The organism is Niastella vici, from assembly GCF_002077945.1.
Taxonomy (GTDB): Bacteria; Bacteroidota; Bacteroidia; order Chitinophagales; family Chitinophagaceae; genus Niastella; species Niastella vici.
Genome location: NZ_LVYD01000066.1, coordinates 65,626 through 82,789, shown reverse-complemented (window position 1 = coordinate 82,789; position 17,164 = coordinate 65,626). Strand labels below are relative to the sequence as shown.

10 protein-coding genes are annotated in these 17,164 nt (G+C 41.9%); 1 reads left to right on the top strand and 9 read right to left on the bottom strand.

Features of this window, described 5'->3' with window-relative positions:
• The 6 genes from A3860_RS30050 to A3860_RS30025 form a co-directional block, all read right to left on the bottom strand.
• On the bottom strand, positions 1 to 1,943 hold a 1,943-nt coding region (locus A3860_RS30050), incomplete at its 3' end, for a glycoside hydrolase family 44 protein (RefSeq protein ID WP_081153670.1).
• 70 nt (positions 1,944 to 2,013) lie between these two features.
• Complete coding sequence (locus A3860_RS30045; RefSeq protein ID WP_143774328.1) at positions 2,014 to 3,513, bottom strand: cellulase family glycosylhydrolase; 1,500 nt, start codon at positions 3,511 to 3,513, stop codon at positions 2,014 to 2,016.
• Between the two features lie 70 nt (positions 3,514 to 3,583).
• Entirely contained in the window at positions 3,584 to 5,116 is a 1,533-nt protein-coding gene (locus A3860_RS30040) for a glycan-binding surface protein (RefSeq protein WP_081153666.1), read from the bottom strand.
• A 24-nt stretch (positions 5,117 to 5,140) separates the two neighbouring features.
• Positions 5,141 to 6,715: a RagB/SusD family nutrient uptake outer membrane protein gene (locus tag A3860_RS30035; protein ID WP_081153664.1), complete on the bottom strand. Its 1,575-nt coding sequence runs from the start codon at positions 6,713 to 6,715 to the stop codon at positions 5,141 to 5,143.
• 16 nt (positions 6,716 to 6,731) lie between these two features.
• Positions 6,732 to 9,905, bottom strand: coding sequence for a SusC/RagA family TonB-linked outer membrane protein (locus A3860_RS30030; protein WP_081153662.1), 3,174 nt, complete (start codon positions 9,903 to 9,905; stop codon positions 6,732 to 6,734).
• Between the two features lie 683 nt (positions 9,906 to 10,588).
• Positions 10,589 to 12,214: a carboxylesterase/lipase family protein gene (locus A3860_RS30025; RefSeq protein ID WP_245843664.1), complete on the bottom strand. Its 1,626-nt coding sequence runs from the start codon at positions 12,212 to 12,214 to the stop codon at positions 10,589 to 10,591.
• Between the two features lie 292 nt (positions 12,215 to 12,506).
• Between A3860_RS30025 and A3860_RS30020 the strand changes: the two genes are divergently transcribed.
• On the top strand, positions 12,507 to 13,139 hold the full coding sequence (locus A3860_RS30020) for a TetR/AcrR family transcriptional regulator (RefSeq protein WP_081153658.1): 633 nt from the start codon (positions 12,507 to 12,509) through the stop codon (positions 13,137 to 13,139).
• Positions 13,140 to 13,442: 303 nt separating this feature from the next.
• On the opposite strand, the gene A3860_RS30015 is transcribed toward A3860_RS30020, so the two are convergent.
• The 3 genes from A3860_RS30015 to A3860_RS30005 all read right to left on the bottom strand — a co-directional run bounded on the left by A3860_RS30015 (position 13,443) and on the right by A3860_RS30005 (position 17,161).
• A complete protein-coding gene (locus A3860_RS30015) occupies positions 13,443 to 13,652 on the bottom strand; it encodes a hypothetical protein (protein WP_081153656.1) in 210 nt (69 codons plus the stop codon).
• Between the two features lie 186 nt (positions 13,653 to 13,838).
• Positions 13,839 to 14,465 (bottom strand): TetR/AcrR family transcriptional regulator, encoded by a 627-nt coding sequence (locus A3860_RS30010; protein WP_081153654.1) that lies wholly within the window; start codon positions 14,463 to 14,465, stop codon positions 13,839 to 13,841.
• 29 nt (positions 14,466 to 14,494) lie between these two features.
• The gene (locus A3860_RS30005) at positions 14,495 to 17,161 is read right to left on the bottom strand and encodes an MGH1-like glycoside hydrolase domain-containing protein (RefSeq protein ID WP_143774327.1); all 2,667 of its coding nucleotides are present in this window, start codon (positions 17,159 to 17,161) and stop codon (positions 14,495 to 14,497) included.
• Between the last annotated feature and the right edge of the window lie 3 nt (positions 17,162 to 17,164).

The following is a 17,164-nucleotide window of genomic DNA, read 5'->3' as shown; positions in this document are numbered from 1 at the left end:
ACATAGTTTCCGGAAGTTTCCTTTGTCCATTGCTGTGCATTACTGGCACTGTAACTCCATTGCCCGGCATTGTCACCATTGGTGCTTCTGCCCATACCATCAATATATAATCCGGAGGCACGGTTTTTAAGCATTACATAATTCCCCACGGTTTCTATTGACCATTGCTGTGCGGTACTGCCGCTATTACTCCATTGCCCGGCATTGTCACCATTGGTTGACCTGCCCATACCATCTATCAGCAATCCGGTGGCCCGGTTAGCTAAAGTAACGTAGGTAACAGGAGCTGCGGGGGCTTTAACCAGCAGAATGGCCGTTGTAGAAAGCGCCGGTACCGTTATGGTCAATGAATTTGAATTTACCGCCACGGTATTTGCTTTCAACGCATTTTGTGTGTGCGAGACAAAAGTCTCTGTTGCCGGTAAAGATGACAACTGCAATGTATTGTAATTTCCATTGGCAACAGAAAAATTACTCAGATTGATGGTAACAGTGCGGGAAGCGCTCCTGTCACGGTTTACAAGAATTACTGTCAGCGAGTCGGCATTTTCGTTTACTGAAGAATAGGCTGATACCGTATTTTCGAGAGACGAAGTGCTGGATACGCTGTATTTTTTTGCATTCCGGCTAAAAAGGTGCAGGGTTTCCCACATGCCGATAGACCAGTTCCATGGTGAAAACAATTCAACGCCATTGTTTGCAAATGTACCCAAATGCGAAGCGTATATAACAGATTCAAGGCTTGGGTTGCTGCTCGACATGGTACCCCATTCGCTTACACCACATGTTATGCCATGGTTGGCGCCAAAATGTTCAGTTAACCAGCCGTCGATGCGCTTGAAAATATATTGTTTTGTAAGTGAGGCATCCCAGCCGCCGGTACTTGTTCTAATACCATTTGAACCCGGATAATCATACGTTGTATCATAATAGATCCGGTGTCCCTGCAGTGCATCATCATCATCATTATTATACCAGGGATAGTTGTGAATATCCAATACATCTACCAGTTTTATACCGGTTGACTTATACTCATCGCCAAGGCGTTTTATGAAATACTCGATCCAGGGATAATACCGGCCGTTTATGTATATGCTTTCATTTGACCATTTGTACCATTGCCATTCGGAGGTAGCAACAGGCCCGCAGAGCTTGATGCCGGGATATAAAGCTTTCGCTTTCTTCGCCAGTTCTATATAGCGATCCATAAAGGCAGACGCCGATATTTGCGTTGGCATAGCATAATCATGCGTACCACTCCAGATATCGACCTCATTGTCCATATTCCAGTATACAAAACGGTTTTTGTTAAGTCCCAAACCATTAGTCCCAAACCAATGGTTTAGAATTCCCACAGAAGAATCGGCAGGCCAGGACTCTGTAAACAAATTAATATTTCCATCAACCAGCGCCTTACTGCCGCCGTTTGGATCGGGCGTTCCGCCCCCTGCCAGGTTCTGCCCAACACCAGACCAATACTGGGATTGATTGTAAGCCCAGTCATTGAAGTTGTTATTTGTGTTGGAGGCAACCCGGCCCAGTAATTGAAAAGCAAACATGCCCTGGATATCAGAATAATTGGTAACAATGTTTTGCGCGTGTGCATCCCAGTCCTCACTATAAACATTATTATACCAGTCGGGATGAACCGTAATTTTCTTTCGCCAGTTGTAACCTGTGGCGTTATTACCGCCGTTCATCCGTGCGAAGCGCAAACCCGCATCTTTATAAAATTGCACTGATTTGTCAAAGCCTTCATTTCTTCCATATATGTATGGAGAAATTAAGCGTTTGTTTTGGGTTGCATTAACTGAAATAGTTACATTCTGTGCAAAGGCTGAGAATAGTGCGATATGGCACAACAACAGCAAAAGGATCTTTTTACCCCGTCGTTTGGTAGATACAAACGGCAATACGCGTTTTTTCTGGATTTCATTTGGCATAAGGAATCGTTTAAAGTTTTATAAAATTGAGAAAGCAAACATCTTTTTCAGTCTTAGAACTTGTTTCATTTTAGTACCCAGCTCCTTTGCGTAAAGAATCTAACTGCTGTTTATCTTCTATTGTTTCTTTTTGCCTGTTAATTACACCAGCCCACAAAAACGCCGAGAGTCCATTTGCACGGGCAGTTCTTACCATATGCCCAAAGAAATGTGCGGCTGACGTTAAAGACAATATTGAATCTGCCGGATGTCCTACAAGATCATCTGCATGGTATTGTACACCAAATTCACCAATTAGCACAGGGATGTTTTTATCCACAAGAGATTTTTTTGCCCATTGCATGTTGCGCTCCATATAGGCTTCTTCATAATCTGGATTTGAGTTATGTTCGGGATCGGTAAGTGAATGCAGGTCCTTACCCCAATAACGCCATTCTTTGCCCCAGCTTGCATCACCACCCAGTATACAAAAATTAGCGGGAGAATAGTAGTGAAATTCAAGCATCAATTTATCAGGTACCTGATCTATGGGCAAACCAGGTATTCCGCCTGGAGCAAAATAATTCATCAGATCAAGCGAGGTGCTTGGTGCCTGAAGCACTAAAGTTCGATAAGCATTTTTTCCGCCTGTGGAACGAACTGCATTGATAAATATTTGGTGCAAATCGTGTAAAACAGTAGCTGATGGCAAATCTGTGGCATTTGGCTCGTTGTAACTTGCAAACATTACATGCTCATCAAAATCACGCAGTTTGGTAGCTATCTGCTCCCATAAGGCTTTTTGTATAGCTTTTGCAGTATCTAATTGTGCACCAGACAACTTGGGGTCATCAATGCCATTACCAGTATTATCTTTGTAACCAGCATTATCATGATGGCGGTTTATTTCTACATACATACCAGCGTTTACACAATATTGTACTACTTCTTTAATCCTGTTTAACCAGGCATCATCAATTTTACAGGTTTTTTTGTCAACATGTCCTTGATTCCAATAACCAACAGGAAGTCTTATAGCATTAAACCCGGCTTTTTTTAGCGTATCAATCAGCGATTGTGTAATAGCAGGATTGCCCCAACCGGTTTCTCCACCTGGTGCTTCCATAGTGTTCCAAATATTCATCCCCATTTTGATATTTGCATTAATCTGCATTGCAGTACTTCCCATACCTGTTGCATCAGGTGCTTTGGGCGAAGTATTAAATGAAGTAAATATTACAGGTGCCTGAAGTACTGTAATTCGCCTGGCCTGGCCGTTTGGAGAAACAAGTTTCAGAAGTACTGTACGGCTAAGACCGGTGGTATTAGCCGGTGCTATTAAAGTAATGGTTACATCGCCGCTACTGCCAGCTATGGGGCTGACATTTACCCAGCCAAAACCAGTTGTATCAATACTCCATTCACCATTACAGGTAAATGACAGGGATTTTGTTCCTCCCCCTTCAGGAATGGTATCTGTAATATTAGAAGCAGAAATTTGCGGTGAATCTACTTTTGTTTTTTTACAGGAAATGATAGGAAGAAGGGTAATTAAACCTCCTGCCATCACATAAATTATTTTATTTTTCATCTGTATATTTTCATGTTTTTTTATTCTTAAAAAAGCAGCGGGCAAAACCCGCTGTTATTTCAACTGCCTCCTATTTAATTTTTACAATTCTGAAATTATCAAAGGCTCCATAAAAGCCCGTTGCTGACGGGGTTGTACCATAATTCTTAAGAACAATATTAAAACCTGTATTACCAGTACCCAATAAATTAGCTAAACTCGTAACCGAAGCACCCATTCCAGCACCCAGGGTTGGATCGCTTTTACGGAATGAAGACAAAGGAATGGTTACTGTTTGCCAACCTTTTGTAGTGAAAGCCGCCGTACCCGAAGCAGACGTTTTCCATGGTTCATAACGAGCTACATAGCTACCGTCAAAGTAAGTTGTAAAAAAAAGTGTAATACCATTCCAGGGATGAGGAACACTTATTTCAAATTGCATTGCCCAATTATCAACAGGATCCGAAAGATTTGCCGTTGGTATCAATTGATTTGCTTTTATACGGGTCCCGGTTTCCCACCAATTTCCGCCCTCACCGCCTGCAAAAACACCTTTATTTAAAAAGGGAAACAAAGTATTGTTCGTACCATATAGTCCATCAAAGTCAGTGGTATGCGTAAGCCAGCCGAAAGGATCATTTGCAGCACTATTAACACCACAACTGGCTGCCGCCCACCATCCCTCCATACCATTAAAACTCCAACCACCTTCCATATTCATTACAACACCGTCTTGCAGATATGTTTGCGTATTAACATTGTAAGTAGCAGTGGCTGAGCCAAAAACCGTTGTAATAGATATTGGTCCGCTTTGTGTTGTTAATGCCGGTGATATAAATCCTACAGATCTTCCATCAGCTGATGAAACAAAAGAAGTAATACCTGTACCGGCAAATGTAAATGTTTGAATACTTTTAAGGTAAGTACCATAAACATACACCGAATCACCAGAACTGGGATTTCCGTTGGAAACACCTGTAATGGTTGGCGTTGCCAATATTTTATAATTAACTGTGCCGCTCCTGGTAGTTACCACTACATTTCCGCTTGTAGGAGCAGGCGAAGGCATAACAAAACCAAGGGACGTTCCATACGTATCTGTTTTAAATGAAGAAATGTTAGTTCCACCGTAAGAAAAACTTTGAACTAAAACGAGGTTTGCTCCATAAATAAAAACAGAGTCGCCCGGGTTGGCAAATACATTGGAAATTGCTGTAATTGTTGGTGCAGCGGGGGTTAATTTGAAAGAGAACATGGTTGTACCTCCGGGCGTTGTATACTCAATGGTATTGAGCTTATTAGTATCTATTGTTGAAAACACAATGGAAGGAATTTGCACTACAACACTATTCGAAGCAAATAATGCATTATTAAAAGTAGCCGGCACTCCGTTAAACGTTATCTGAAGTGCATTTTGTAAATTCTGACCGGTAATAACCACCCATTGTGCATCGGGCACAACGCCTGATAAAACAGAATCGCCCGGAGATGCAACATATTTACGCACCTCGGTAATTACGGGACCTCGTTCTACCGACTTTTTGCATGCAGGCATTAATAGTATCAATGCCACCGACACACAGAAAAACAGTACGCCATAATTTATTTTATATATCTTATTCATAATAGTATATTATAATGTTATTGCTTAATAATAAGGCACAGGTGGTTCTGCCAATTTTGGATTAGCTGTTAACTCAGATGCGGGTATTTGCAACGTAAATGAGCTGGCTGTTGCCGGAAGCACACTCACGACGGGACTGGCATCTGGTGTAGCAACTCCTGCAGCATAATTGAAAAAAGCACGGTTTTGCCCATTTATAATATTCACCGCTTTAGTTGGGTTCCAATAAGAAAGCCTTACCAGATCCATCCAATAGTTTCCTTCAAAAGCAAATTCAATACGTCTTTCGTTAAGAAGGGTATCTATAGTTAAGCTTGTCGCCGGATCAATACCTGCCCTGGTACGCACTTTATTAAAATACAACAAGGCCTCACCATCTGTGGTGGTAGTGTTGTTTCCAAGAATAGCTTCGGCATATATCAAATACACATCGGCTAACCTTAGCACAGCATCGTGTTCAGGCGATGACCATAAATCCATAAGAGGCGAACTGTTATCTATGTCGTTACCAATAATGTGTTTTTTCATACTCGAACCAGTAGCCTTGTAACCACCACCCGCTGCATTCAATTCAGGAAAGTAATCGCCGTTGATCATAAAGGTGGCTTTTCGTCTTATCGTATCTTTATTGGAATACATTAAATACAAGTCGTAAGTCGGTTTCATAGAAGCCCATGCCCCGCCTTTTTTGGGCATAATAGTGTTGCTTGGAGCATAGTTATTGAGTGTATTACCATAGCCATACCCGGTACCTGCTTCCCATTGATAAGCAAATAAAACTTCCGGAACATCGTTACTTTGTACTTTAAACAGGTCGTAATAACTTGGGAATAATGTCTTGCCGCTATTTTTGCACACATTTCCTGCATATTTTTTGGCACTGTCCAGGTAAGCCTGTTTGCGTGTGCCGCCACCACCTAAACCCGCCAGGGTTAAATACACTTTGCTCAGCATACCCTGCGCCGACCATGTAGTTACTCTGCCTGCAGCATCAGTAACAGGCAGGTTTTGTGCTGCATAAGTAAGATCGTTCGTTACAAATTTGTACACATCCGATACAATAGTGCGGTTAATCAGGGGGTTTTCAATCAGCTTGCTGTTATCCTCCACAATAGGTACGGCACCCCAATGCACAGCCAAATTAAAATAAGCATATCCACGTATAAACCTTGCTTCGGCAATGGCGGCATTTTTATCTGTTGGAGAAACAGTAGCGGGGGTATATTTTTGTATACCCAGAATAGTATTGTTGCATTGGCCAATAACATTGTATAAGCCCGTCCATGCCCCCTGCACAACACCGTTAGAAGCAGAAAGGTTTACCGCAAAAAGTTCATTATTATCAGTACCCTGATATTGTCCTGTAGTTCCATTTCCACTCATAACATCGCCAAGTTGTAAAAACGGACCAGCATGCCATTGCCACCAGGGAACACCTCCGTAAAGATTAGCTGTAGCCAATCTCATCTCTGTGGTAGTTTGATAAAAATTATTGGACGCAATCTGAGATTGAGAAGGGCGGTCAAGATACCCCTTCTTGCATCCGGCTACTGCCACAAGCAATAGCAAAGGAATATATAGTTTATTGATAGATTTCATAAAAATTAATAGTTTTTTACTTTGTTAACTTCACATTTGCCCCAATGGTGAATACCCTTGATTGAGGATAATGACCATTATCATAACCAGCCTCCAGTGGATTCCAGGAGCCCACTTCAGGGTCCATACCATTGTATTTTGTAATTACAAATGCGTTCGATACATTGGCATATAACCGAAGTGAATGAATATGCGCTTTTTCCAGTATATTTTTAGGCAAAGTATACCCTACGGTAATGTTTTTACAACGAATAAATGGAGCATCTTCCAAATACAAATTTGTAAAACGTCCATTCTCATTGGTATTATCGTTTCGAAGACTTACAATTGTGGTATTTGGGTTGGTAACATAAACATTGTTTACATTATTAGGATCTCCATCAGGGTTAATTAAAGCAGTTTTGGCATAGTTTAATACCCCGGTAAAATAGTTGGTATTATTTAAAGGGTTCGTTTGATTAACCGGCAATTGATTATACACCTTGTTGCCAACGCTTCCACTAAAGAAAATGTTCAAATCAAAGCCTTTATAATAAAATGAGTTATTGAACCCAAATTGGAATTTTGGAAGTGGTGAACCTAAAAAGGTTTGGTCTTTTGTGTCAATAATACCATCGCCATTTAAGTCTTTAAACATACGGTCGCCATACCATATACCACCACCTGCATTTGCAATTGGGCGGGTTGTTCCTGATTGGTCGGCTGGCAAAGCATGGGTTTTAAAATCTTCGGCAGTAGCAAATATGCCATCATAGATATAGCCATAAAATGAGCCGATAGATCGACCTACTACAGTTTTTGAGTTTGCCGAAACAAGGCTGGCATCATCGCCGCCAGGACCTAAACTCAATACTTTATTAATATTACGAGATACGGTAAAGTCGGTCTTCCAGGTGAAATCCTTTTTTTGAATATTGGTTATTCCCACTCTAATATCAATTCCTTTATTGCTCATAGACCCCACATTTACATAAGGGGCCTGCATGGCACCTGGTGAATAACCTGTTGCTGTACCCGAATACCTGGGAAGTGGTATTTTTAACAACAGGCCATCGGTATGACGATCGTAAATATCTATTGAAAAATTTAATCTCCAGTTAAAGAAGGCACCATCTAATCCAATATTGGCATTTTTTGTTTGCTCCCATTTTACATTAGGATTGGCCAAATTGGATTGAAACTGTGCTGTACCAGACAAACCATTAGCAACAGTAGTAAGCTGCGTTACATAAGTATTGCTTGGGATATTTTGATTATTGGTTAAACCATAGCCAAGGCGTAACTTTAATTCATTAATGTCTGTAACCTGTGCCAGAAACATTTCGTTATTTAGTTTCCATGCAAATGCACCGGAATACGAAAATGCCCAACGGTCATCTGCTGGAAATTTATCGGAACCATCGTTACGCAGGTTTACTGTAAACAGGTATTTGTCGAACCAATTATAGTTAATACGTCCAAAATAAGATTCTGAAGAACCCTGGCCATAATTACCACCGTTCTTTGCAGTAGAAGGATCGCCGCTGGAAATAGATTGCACATTATTAGACGGAAAATCTGACCGGCTTGCAGAAACACTTGAAGATTTACTCAAATTAGCCTCGTGCCCAACAAATACATTCAAATTGTTATTACTACCGAATTTCTTATTATAAGTCAGATAATTTCTTACTACGGTATAAAAGTCCTGCCCTGAACTATACGAAGACGAAGTTGGGTTGGGAGTGGTGTATTTACCATAAGTAGTTTGAGGACTAAATCCTTCATTTCTGGAAAAATCAAAATTTCCAGAAACCTCACTCCTCAACGATAAATTTTTGGTAAAGGTTATTTCGGCATATGCGTTACCAAATAGCTGATACCTGTAATTCATATTCTTATTAATAAGAGCCGATGCAACCGGGTTTGCCACCGGGTTAACCCATCCGGAAGTATTTGTAACGCCCCCCCAGGAACCATCATTATTTTTTACAGGAATATCGGCGGTTAAACTCAAAGCATCTGAAATTACGCCTGAAGAAGAAGTGCCACCTGAAACTACATTTTCAACAACATTCGCTATTTGAAGACTGGTCCCTATTTTCAACCAATTGGTTGTTTTATTATCTAAATTCAACCGCACAGAATATCGCTTGAATTTAGAACCAAGCGCAATACCTTCCTGGTCAAAATATCCCAATGAAAATAAGTATTGAGTTCGGGCATCACCGCCGTTTATTGTAACCGAATGATTTTGCTGGGGTGCTTTGCGGAATAATTCATCCTGCCAATTGGTACCTTTTCCTAAATATTTTGGGTTGGCAAATTCAGGCCTGGCATCAAAACCCCACACCGCAGCTCTTTCGTTAAGAAATGTTGCCAATTGCTGCAAATTAACAGTGGGAAGCCTTTTAGGTATCTCCTGATATCCATAATATCCGTCATACGATATTTGAGGAGGGGATACGCTGCCTCTTTTGGTTGTAATAACAATAACACCGTTTGTTGCATTAGAACCATAAATGGCAGTAGCAGAAGCATCTTTTAATACATCAATTGATTCTATTTCTGAAGGGTTGATGGTATTCAGGGGATTAGCTCCATTTCCCGGATCATTTGTCGGCGGAATAATAACTCCATCTATAACATATAATGGCGAATTAGAGCCGCTTATAGAAGAGATACCATGGATCTGAATAGATACCCCACCGCCAGGTTGCCCGGAGATCTGTTGAATCGTCACGCCCGGAACTTTTCCCTGCAGGGCCTGGTCGAAAGTTGTGGGTGATGTTTTTCGAAGTTCGTCGCCGCTAATAGAAGATATGGAGCCGGTAACATCTTTGCGTCTTGTTTTACCATAACCAATTACCACCACGTCTTCTAATTGTAAAGCAACTTCACTGAGTTTCACCTCAATGGTTTTAGTTTTACCAATAACTATTTCCTTTTTCGTATACCCTATCATCGTAACAACCAGCGCCTGGCCGGTTGATGCATCGATACTGAACTTTCCGGCTTCATTAGCTACAGTGAAACGATCGGTCCCTTTTACGGTAATCGTTGCTCCCGGAACCGGGGCGGAGGTTCGTTGATTGATAATTGTACCGCTAATTTTTTCGGTTTGTGAAAAAGCTGGTGCGCTTAACAACAGCAGGGGAAATACACCCCAAAGCAGCAATAGTCGCAAGCGAATCGTTTTGGTTGAATACATGTTTGAATATTTAAATTGACTATAATTTCATCTCTATTCAGTGGAAATGATATTCCGGGAAAGATCAGGTCTCAGTAAAAAGGCTTTAAGCGGGCGCCCTTTCTTTTACCGGGACCGCAATCACTCTAATGATATTATCTGAGATCACTTGAAGATGGACAGCATGGGAAGTACCTGTACATGCAGGGCCGGTAAAAACAATAACACCGTCCTTTGTTTGAATGCAAGATGGAGATGCCGCCAATAAGGCATAAAAAGCAAAGCAGTAGCTAAGCAGTAGCAAGTATCTATTTTCCATATACAGCAATCTTTGGTCTAACTAAATGAATGCTGTAAATCTATTACGGTTCTCATGAAAACAGGGGACTCAAATGGTGCAAATTACGGCTTGAAATGGTGCAGGCAATTGATTACCATGAATTTCGAAAAAATGGCTTCCAGACCTCTGAATCAGTATCAGTATTCTGCACCAAAAGGGAATTGTTGAAATTACAATTACACCGGCACCCATGAATACAGCAATTACGAACACAGCCGATATTGCCAAAATGGCTGCATAAAATTGACCGGCGATTTTTCAACTGCACAAAAAAAGCCGGGCCGAAAGTTATAATACTGTCGGCCGGGCCATTAACGGTACTGCTTTTCTGTTATCTGATAGCTAAAGCCTGATTTTTTTATATTTATTTAGCCCAGGCCTCTCCTTCCGGCGTACGTCTCCAAATAAAATATTCATTCAATACTTTAAGAGACTCTTCACCGGGAACCGGCCCCGTATGGGGCGTTGGGCCAAAATACATGACTATTGGTTTCTCATCGTTATAAGCAGGCCACTCTGGAATTCCTTTACCGTTGGGATTACCAAATTTCGCAAAGTTTGTCCAGTAGGTACCCATAGCCTCCGCAATCTCCAGGTCGCTTTTTGTTGTTTGGGGATTTGCCGGATCAATATGTTGAAAGACATAGGAAACGTCCTGTGCATGGGGCGACCCATATCCATATTGAGGAGAACCTACGGGATAATCGGGATGCTGATCGAAATAGTAGTAATACACTTTCGACTTTCCCGTTTTAGATTGAAGCCGCGCCCAACTCCAGGTATGCCATCCAAATGCGGCATCACGGGCCAGGTCACGTGCCGTTTTAGGCACCGAATTTTCACCAACCGGATACGCATTTATCAAAGCATCAGCAAATTTGCCATACCGTGTTTTTACTCCTGAAACATACTCTTCAGGGGTTTTACCCGGCGAAAAACTTGCGCCTTCGTCTGAATTGTAACCCATAATTACAGGAACATCATTGTAATTCCCGGCTTTGTACAGTTTGTACTGATCATCAGGGATCACATACCCATCAACAATTGGCCATGCACTGCCTAATCCCCATCCTGAAGGAAGCTTGTCTGCAGCTATTTTTCTTAATTCGGCAATGGAAGCAACTCCGGTCTTTTGAAGATAAGTTTGTCCCGCCATTTCAGCCTGCCCCAGCGTTTTCATATTTTCACCAGGAAATGTTGTTGAACGGGTTGGACCAAAGGATCCGCCGCTTTGCGAAATGGCGCCCTGGAACAGTCCTTTGGCTAGCGGTGAAGCACATAACATACTTACAGATATTCCCCCGGCCGATTCGCCGAAGATGGTGACCTTCTTCGGGTCACCGCCAAATGCGGCTATATTCTTTTGGATCCATTTAAGTGCGGCAACCTGGTCGAGCAAACCATAGTTTCCTGAAACATGACGCGGGTCCTCCGCACTCAATTCAGGGTGGGCTAAAAATCCGAGTTGCCCAACCCGGTAGGCAATGCTAACGAATACCACACCCTTTTTGGCCAGCTTTTCGCCGTTATACCACGGTTCAGCAGTTGATCCGGCACTAAAACCACCACCATAAATCCAAACAAGTACCGGCAGGCGTTCTGTCGCCGATTTTGCCGGGGTCAATACATTAAGGTAGAGGCAATCTTCACTTTTTCCGGAAGGAGGATTTCCTCCCTGCATGGGGGCGGGAGCGAATGTGGTTGTTTGTTTTATATTGTCCCATTTTTTAACGGGCTGCGGCGCCCGCCACCGTAACGCACCTACTGGCGGCGTTGCAAAGGGTATTCCTTTGAATACAATTAAATCGCTTTCAACCGTACCCTGTATCCATCCGCCTTCAACCTTAACCTTATTTCCGGAAGCCTTGCTTTGATTGATCTGCTCACCGGCACGCACCGGTTGGCTGAAGGTATGGGAACCAGCCATAAAAGTTATGGCCAGTAGAATAACATATATTCTGTCTTTCGATTTTTTTTTGTGTCTATTCATTTTAATAGTCAAACGGCTGCCCGGGATCGATAGCCTGTCAACAAAATTACCTGTTGCAGTATATGAACGGCCTTATAAAAAAGACTTTGTTTTATACAAATCCGACCATTTGTACATTTTGCAGTCAATCTTCAACGGTCATAGATCTTTTTGCGGAAAGCCCCCCTTTCGCCGGTTTGCTTTCAGGGTGATGTTCACGCCTTATCGACATTTTCGACATAAACTGCCACACTTTAGACATTTCCAAAGCCTGCAATTCCCTTCATCTTTGCATAGTAATTAGTTTAAACAAATGATGCAAGAGTGCTCTATAACATACAACGAATCTATATCGAAAAACCACAGAACACGTATTATTGAAAATGCACGGTGTGTTTTTCTAAGAAAGGGTTTTAAAAACGGCTCAATGGATGACGTCGCATTAATTTGTGGCATGTCAAAAAAAACATTATATCGCTTTTTCGAAAGCAAAGGAGAGCTTGCGCATGCTGTAGTTGAGAAATTTGTTCTTAAAAGTGAACAATTTCTAAGAGTTTGCCCCTGTATTTCGCCAGATGCTGGCAGTGAAATGAATAACTTATTCAAATACATAAGTGGCATACTGAATATTTTACCACTGTCTCTTTGCAGAGAAATTAGAAAATATTACCCTCATGCATGGAAATTGGTAGTGGAGTTTAGAGAAAAGAAACTGTATCCATTCATAATACAAAACTTTAACAGGGGAATATCTGAAAACATGTATCAGGCGGGGTTTGACAAAGAAAAAACAAGCTGGTTCTACCTCTGGCATTTAAACATTGCAGTGGAGGATACCTCATTGAACATGGAAAAAAGGCATCAACTGTTAGCTCATGTAAACAATTGCTTACTCAAGAGTATTCTCAATGTAAAAGGATTGAAAAAGATGTATCTGACTTATTGAAAACCAAATAGCACATCAGAGCGCAGAGGGAAACCGGCCCCTAATCCCGGCCGGAGTGTTTCATCATGCTGCCCTTTATAGGGCAGCATTTGTTTTTACTCACCTGACGTTTAATTTTTTCACCATCCATGGCCCGGTTTCTTTTTCAGGGAACAACAACTTTTTTATAAAGACAAAAGAGGAGCCGCAGCTCCCCTTTGTTATCCAACGTCCCAGCCAATCTGAAAACTATACCGGCCAAATCTGTGTTTATTGTGCGCCCCTGCCATAGCGCCAAAGACCAGGTCTTTGAACACCTGATCTTCAGGTAAAGTTGTATGCAGCACCAACTACTAAACTGGTATTGAAGGTTGCCCTTCTGTCAATTCGGTTGTTATCATGGTCATCCCTGTTTTGAAAAAAACTGAATTGAGGAGTCCCTTTGACACTAATAGAAAATTTTTCCTGTGCATTTGCATCATTGTTCACCGTGAAGGCTGCAACCACGAAGGCAGCCCTAAAAATTCTTCTCATGCTTTTGAAATTTAATTTATAAACTGTATACCTTTTTCTGATCCTTGTGATTTCCTTTTTTTTCGGGATACCTGATCAGTTGTTACTTTGATCTAATAACACAAAGTTCTATCATAAATACCCGGAAGAGAATGTTTGCAGGTAAAGAGTATATGTCTACAGGTATTTTTTCAAATGATACCGGAATTAACGATGATGGAGCCCATTGCTTTCCAAATAACTATTGAGCAGTTTTTCCCCTTTTTCTGTTGCGATGCTGTGTAAATAAAGCCGGGTGAATTCTACCACGAATTTATGAATGCTCCATTTTTTAGTTTCCACTAACTGTGGTTGCAAACAATTTACAAGCTGGTGCAAACGCACCTCCGCAATGAAGACCTCATTGAGATGAGCGCTGTAAAGCCCTTCTTCCCTACCCCACTTCAGGTTGCGCACGATGCCTTCCAGCATTTTTAATTTGTAATGTTCCAGGTCGTTCCATGGACCTGGAAAGAAGTTTTCCAGGTCGAAAAAAAATCTTGGTCGAATGGGTGTCCAAATTTCAAATGGTTCAGAATTTTGCTTTATCACTTCATCGATGGCGTCTTTCGCTGAAGCCTTGCATGTATTAAAGAATCGCTCATGCGATTCTATCAGGTCTTTGACAACTGCACGAACCAGCGCATTCTTATCTTCGAAGTGCCGGTAAATGATCCTCTTCGGAATACCGGATAGATTTGTGAGGTCATCCATCGAAATACTTCTCAGTCCGTAGGAGAAAAACAGCTCTTTTGATTTCTCTTTTATCAGGTCATATGCCTTTTGGCTTTTCATTTTTTTTGAATTAAGGGTCGCTTTCTAATTTATAAGAAATCAACCCTGCGGTTAAAAGTTACTGTTCCCCTTTTTCCATGTTCCGGAAGCCCTTTTCTGGCCGGCTGTAGCAGGTTTGCAATCAATGCCGTCCACCCTGTTTGATGTGAGGCCCCTAATCCTTTACCCGTATCTCCATGAAAGTATTCGTGAAACAAAACGCAGTTGCTGAAATTCGGGTCGTTCTGCAATTTTTCATTTTCACCAAAAACAGCCCGCCTGCCATTCTCATCCCTGATAAAGATCCTGGATAAACGCTTTGACAATTCAGCGGCAATTTCTTTTAATGAAAAATATGCCCCGCTGCCTTTGGGAAATTCTATCCTTAAATCGTCTGTGTAGTACTCATGAAAACACTGCAGGCTTTCAATGATCAAATAATTCAGGGGAAACCAAATGGGCCCCCGCCAGTTGCTATTACCTCCAAAGAGACCGGTTGTGCTTTCCCCCGGCGTGTATTCAACACTAACATGACTGCCATTGAATTGCATCGTATGAGGACTTAGCCCGTAGTGTTTCGACAGTGTACGAATGCCGTAATCGCTGAGAAACTCCTTTTCATCGAGCAGGCGATCTAATATTTTTTTCATTCTATAAACAGGCACCAATGAGAGCAAATGCTTTTGTCCAACATTTTTTTCTTTCCATTTAGAAACAAGACCGGCCACCCTCGGACGCCGGCTTAAGAACTTTTGAAGCCGCCTGGTAAATTCGGGCACCTGTTCGAGCAACTTCTCATTCAGTACTTCAACGGCAAATAAAGGGATCAGTCCTACCATACTGCGTACTTTCATTTTTTTGGTTCCATCGCCCTGCATTTTTAACACATCATAAAAGAAGTGATCCTCATCATCCCACAATCCGTTTTGATCATACATGTCTTCAATCGCCTCCCCGATGTATAAAAAATGATCAAAGAACTTGATAGCCATTTCCTGATACACGCAGTTGGTGATGGCAAGCTCTAATGCAATCCGCATCATGTTCAATGAAAACATGGCCATCCAGCTTGTAGCATCCGCCTGTTCGTACCGCCATCCTCCTGCGGCAAGCTGGTTGCGATCTATAACACCAATATTATCCAACCCTAAAAAGCCGCCTTCAAAAATATAGGTCCCGTTTGCGTCTTTTCTGTTTACCCACCACGAGAAATTCAAGAGCAGCTTATGAAACACTGATTCCAGAAACGCCAGATCACCCTGGCCATTTTTATTATCTTTTTCTATTTCATATACCCGCCATGTTGCCCAGGCATGTACCGGCGGGTTCACATCATTAAAATTCCATTCGTAAGCGGGCAGCTGGCCATTAGGATGCATGTACCATTCCTTTGTAAGCAGGAGCAGTTGTTGTTTAGCGAATGATGGATCTACACCTGCGAACGATACGCTGTGAAACGCAAGGTCCCAGGATGCATACCACGGAAACTCCCATTTATCGGGCATTGAAATAATGTCGGCATTGTTCAAATGCCGCCATTGATGATTGCGGCCAAACCTGCGTTCCTGTGGTAGTGCAGGGTGCGCCAGGTCTCCATTCAGCCATTGGTCAACATTGTAATAATAATACTGTTTGCTCCACAACAGCCCTGCATATGCCTGGCGCTGTACCAGTTTTTCATCTGGCTGACTATCCTTTTGCAGATCTGTGTAAAACACATCGGCTTCTATCCTGCGCCGAATGAACAGATCATCAAAATCTTTAAACGGAGTTTTGATATTACCGGGCGCCAGGCGAAAGCGGAGTGTCACACTCAGGCCTGCATTCACTACAATATCATAGTTGACTGCAGCTTTTGTGCCGGTGGCCTCTATATTTATCCCCTCATAATCGCCATGCACCAGGTAATCATTAATACCATCTTTTGTGAAAGGTGATCCGTTTTCGATACCATACAGCCTTTCAAGATTGGTTTCATTGTCGCAAAACAGGGTGTCTGCCTTTGCATTAGCATAGAATGTATATTTCCCAAGATCGCGGTGTGTAATTGCAATATTCCCATCATTTGTTAATTTCAACTCCGGTTTATAATCATCATAACTCCATGCCCAGGTGTTTCGAAACCACAGCGTGGGTAACACATGCAACGAGGCAGCTTCATTTCCCCGGTTATGAATGGTTAATTTGATCAGGATGTCATTTTCGGCGGCCTTGGCATATTCCACAAATACATCAAAGTATTTATCGTCATCAAAAATCCCCGTATCCATGATCTCAAATTCAGGTTCATTCCGGTTTCTTCTTTTATTTTCCTTTACCAGCCATTCATAAGGATATTCATTTTGAGGATATTTGTAAAGCATCTTCATATAAGAATGGGTTGGTGTGGAATCGAGGTAGTAATACATTTCTTTCACATCCTCGCCATGATTGCCTTCCTGGTTTGTTAGTCCGAAATACCGCTCTTTAATGATGGGATCCTTTTTATTCCATAAACCAATGGCTAAACACAATAATTGCTGGTCGTCGCTAATGCCTGCAATACCTTCCTCGCCCCAGCGCCAGGCTGTACTTCTTGCCATATCATGCGTTGTGCTGGTCCATACATCCCCATTACGACTGTAATCTTCCCGAACAGTTCCCCACTGCCGGTCACTTACATAAGGTCCCCATTTTTTCCATCCGGGATCTGTTATTCTTTTTTGTTCAGCGTTCATAAC

Coding starts and splice junctions, on each gene's coding strand:
- A3860_RS30045 (WP_143774328.1), bottom strand. CDS start 3,513: ATGAAAAATAAAATAATTTATGTGATGGCAGGAGGTTTAATTACCCTT.
- A3860_RS30040 (WP_081153666.1), bottom strand. CDS start 5,116: ATGAATAAGATATATAAAATAAATTATGGCGTACTGTTTTTCTGTGTG.
- A3860_RS30035 (WP_081153664.1), bottom strand. CDS start 6,715: ATGAAATCTATCAATAAACTATATATTCCTTTGCTATTGCTTGTGGCA.
- A3860_RS30030 (WP_081153662.1), bottom strand. CDS start 9,905: ATGTATTCAACCAAAACGATTCGCTTGCGACTATTGCTGCTTTGGGGT.
- A3860_RS30025 (WP_245843664.1), bottom strand. CDS start 12,214: ATGAATAGACACAAAAAAAAATCGAAAGACAGAATATATGTTATTCTA.
- A3860_RS30020 (WP_081153658.1), top strand. CDS start 12,507: ATGATGCAAGAGTGCTCTATAACATACAACGAATCTATATCGAAAAAC.
- A3860_RS30015 (WP_081153656.1), bottom strand. CDS start 13,652: ATGAGAAGAATTTTTAGGGCTGCCTTCGTGGTTGCAGCCTTCACGGTG.
- A3860_RS30010 (WP_081153654.1), bottom strand. CDS start 14,465: ATGAAAAGCCAAAAGGCATATGACCTGATAAAAGAGAAATCAAAAGAG.
- A3860_RS30005 (WP_143774327.1), bottom strand. CDS start 17,161: ATGAACGCTGAACAAAAAAGAATAACAGATCCCGGATGGAAAAAATGG.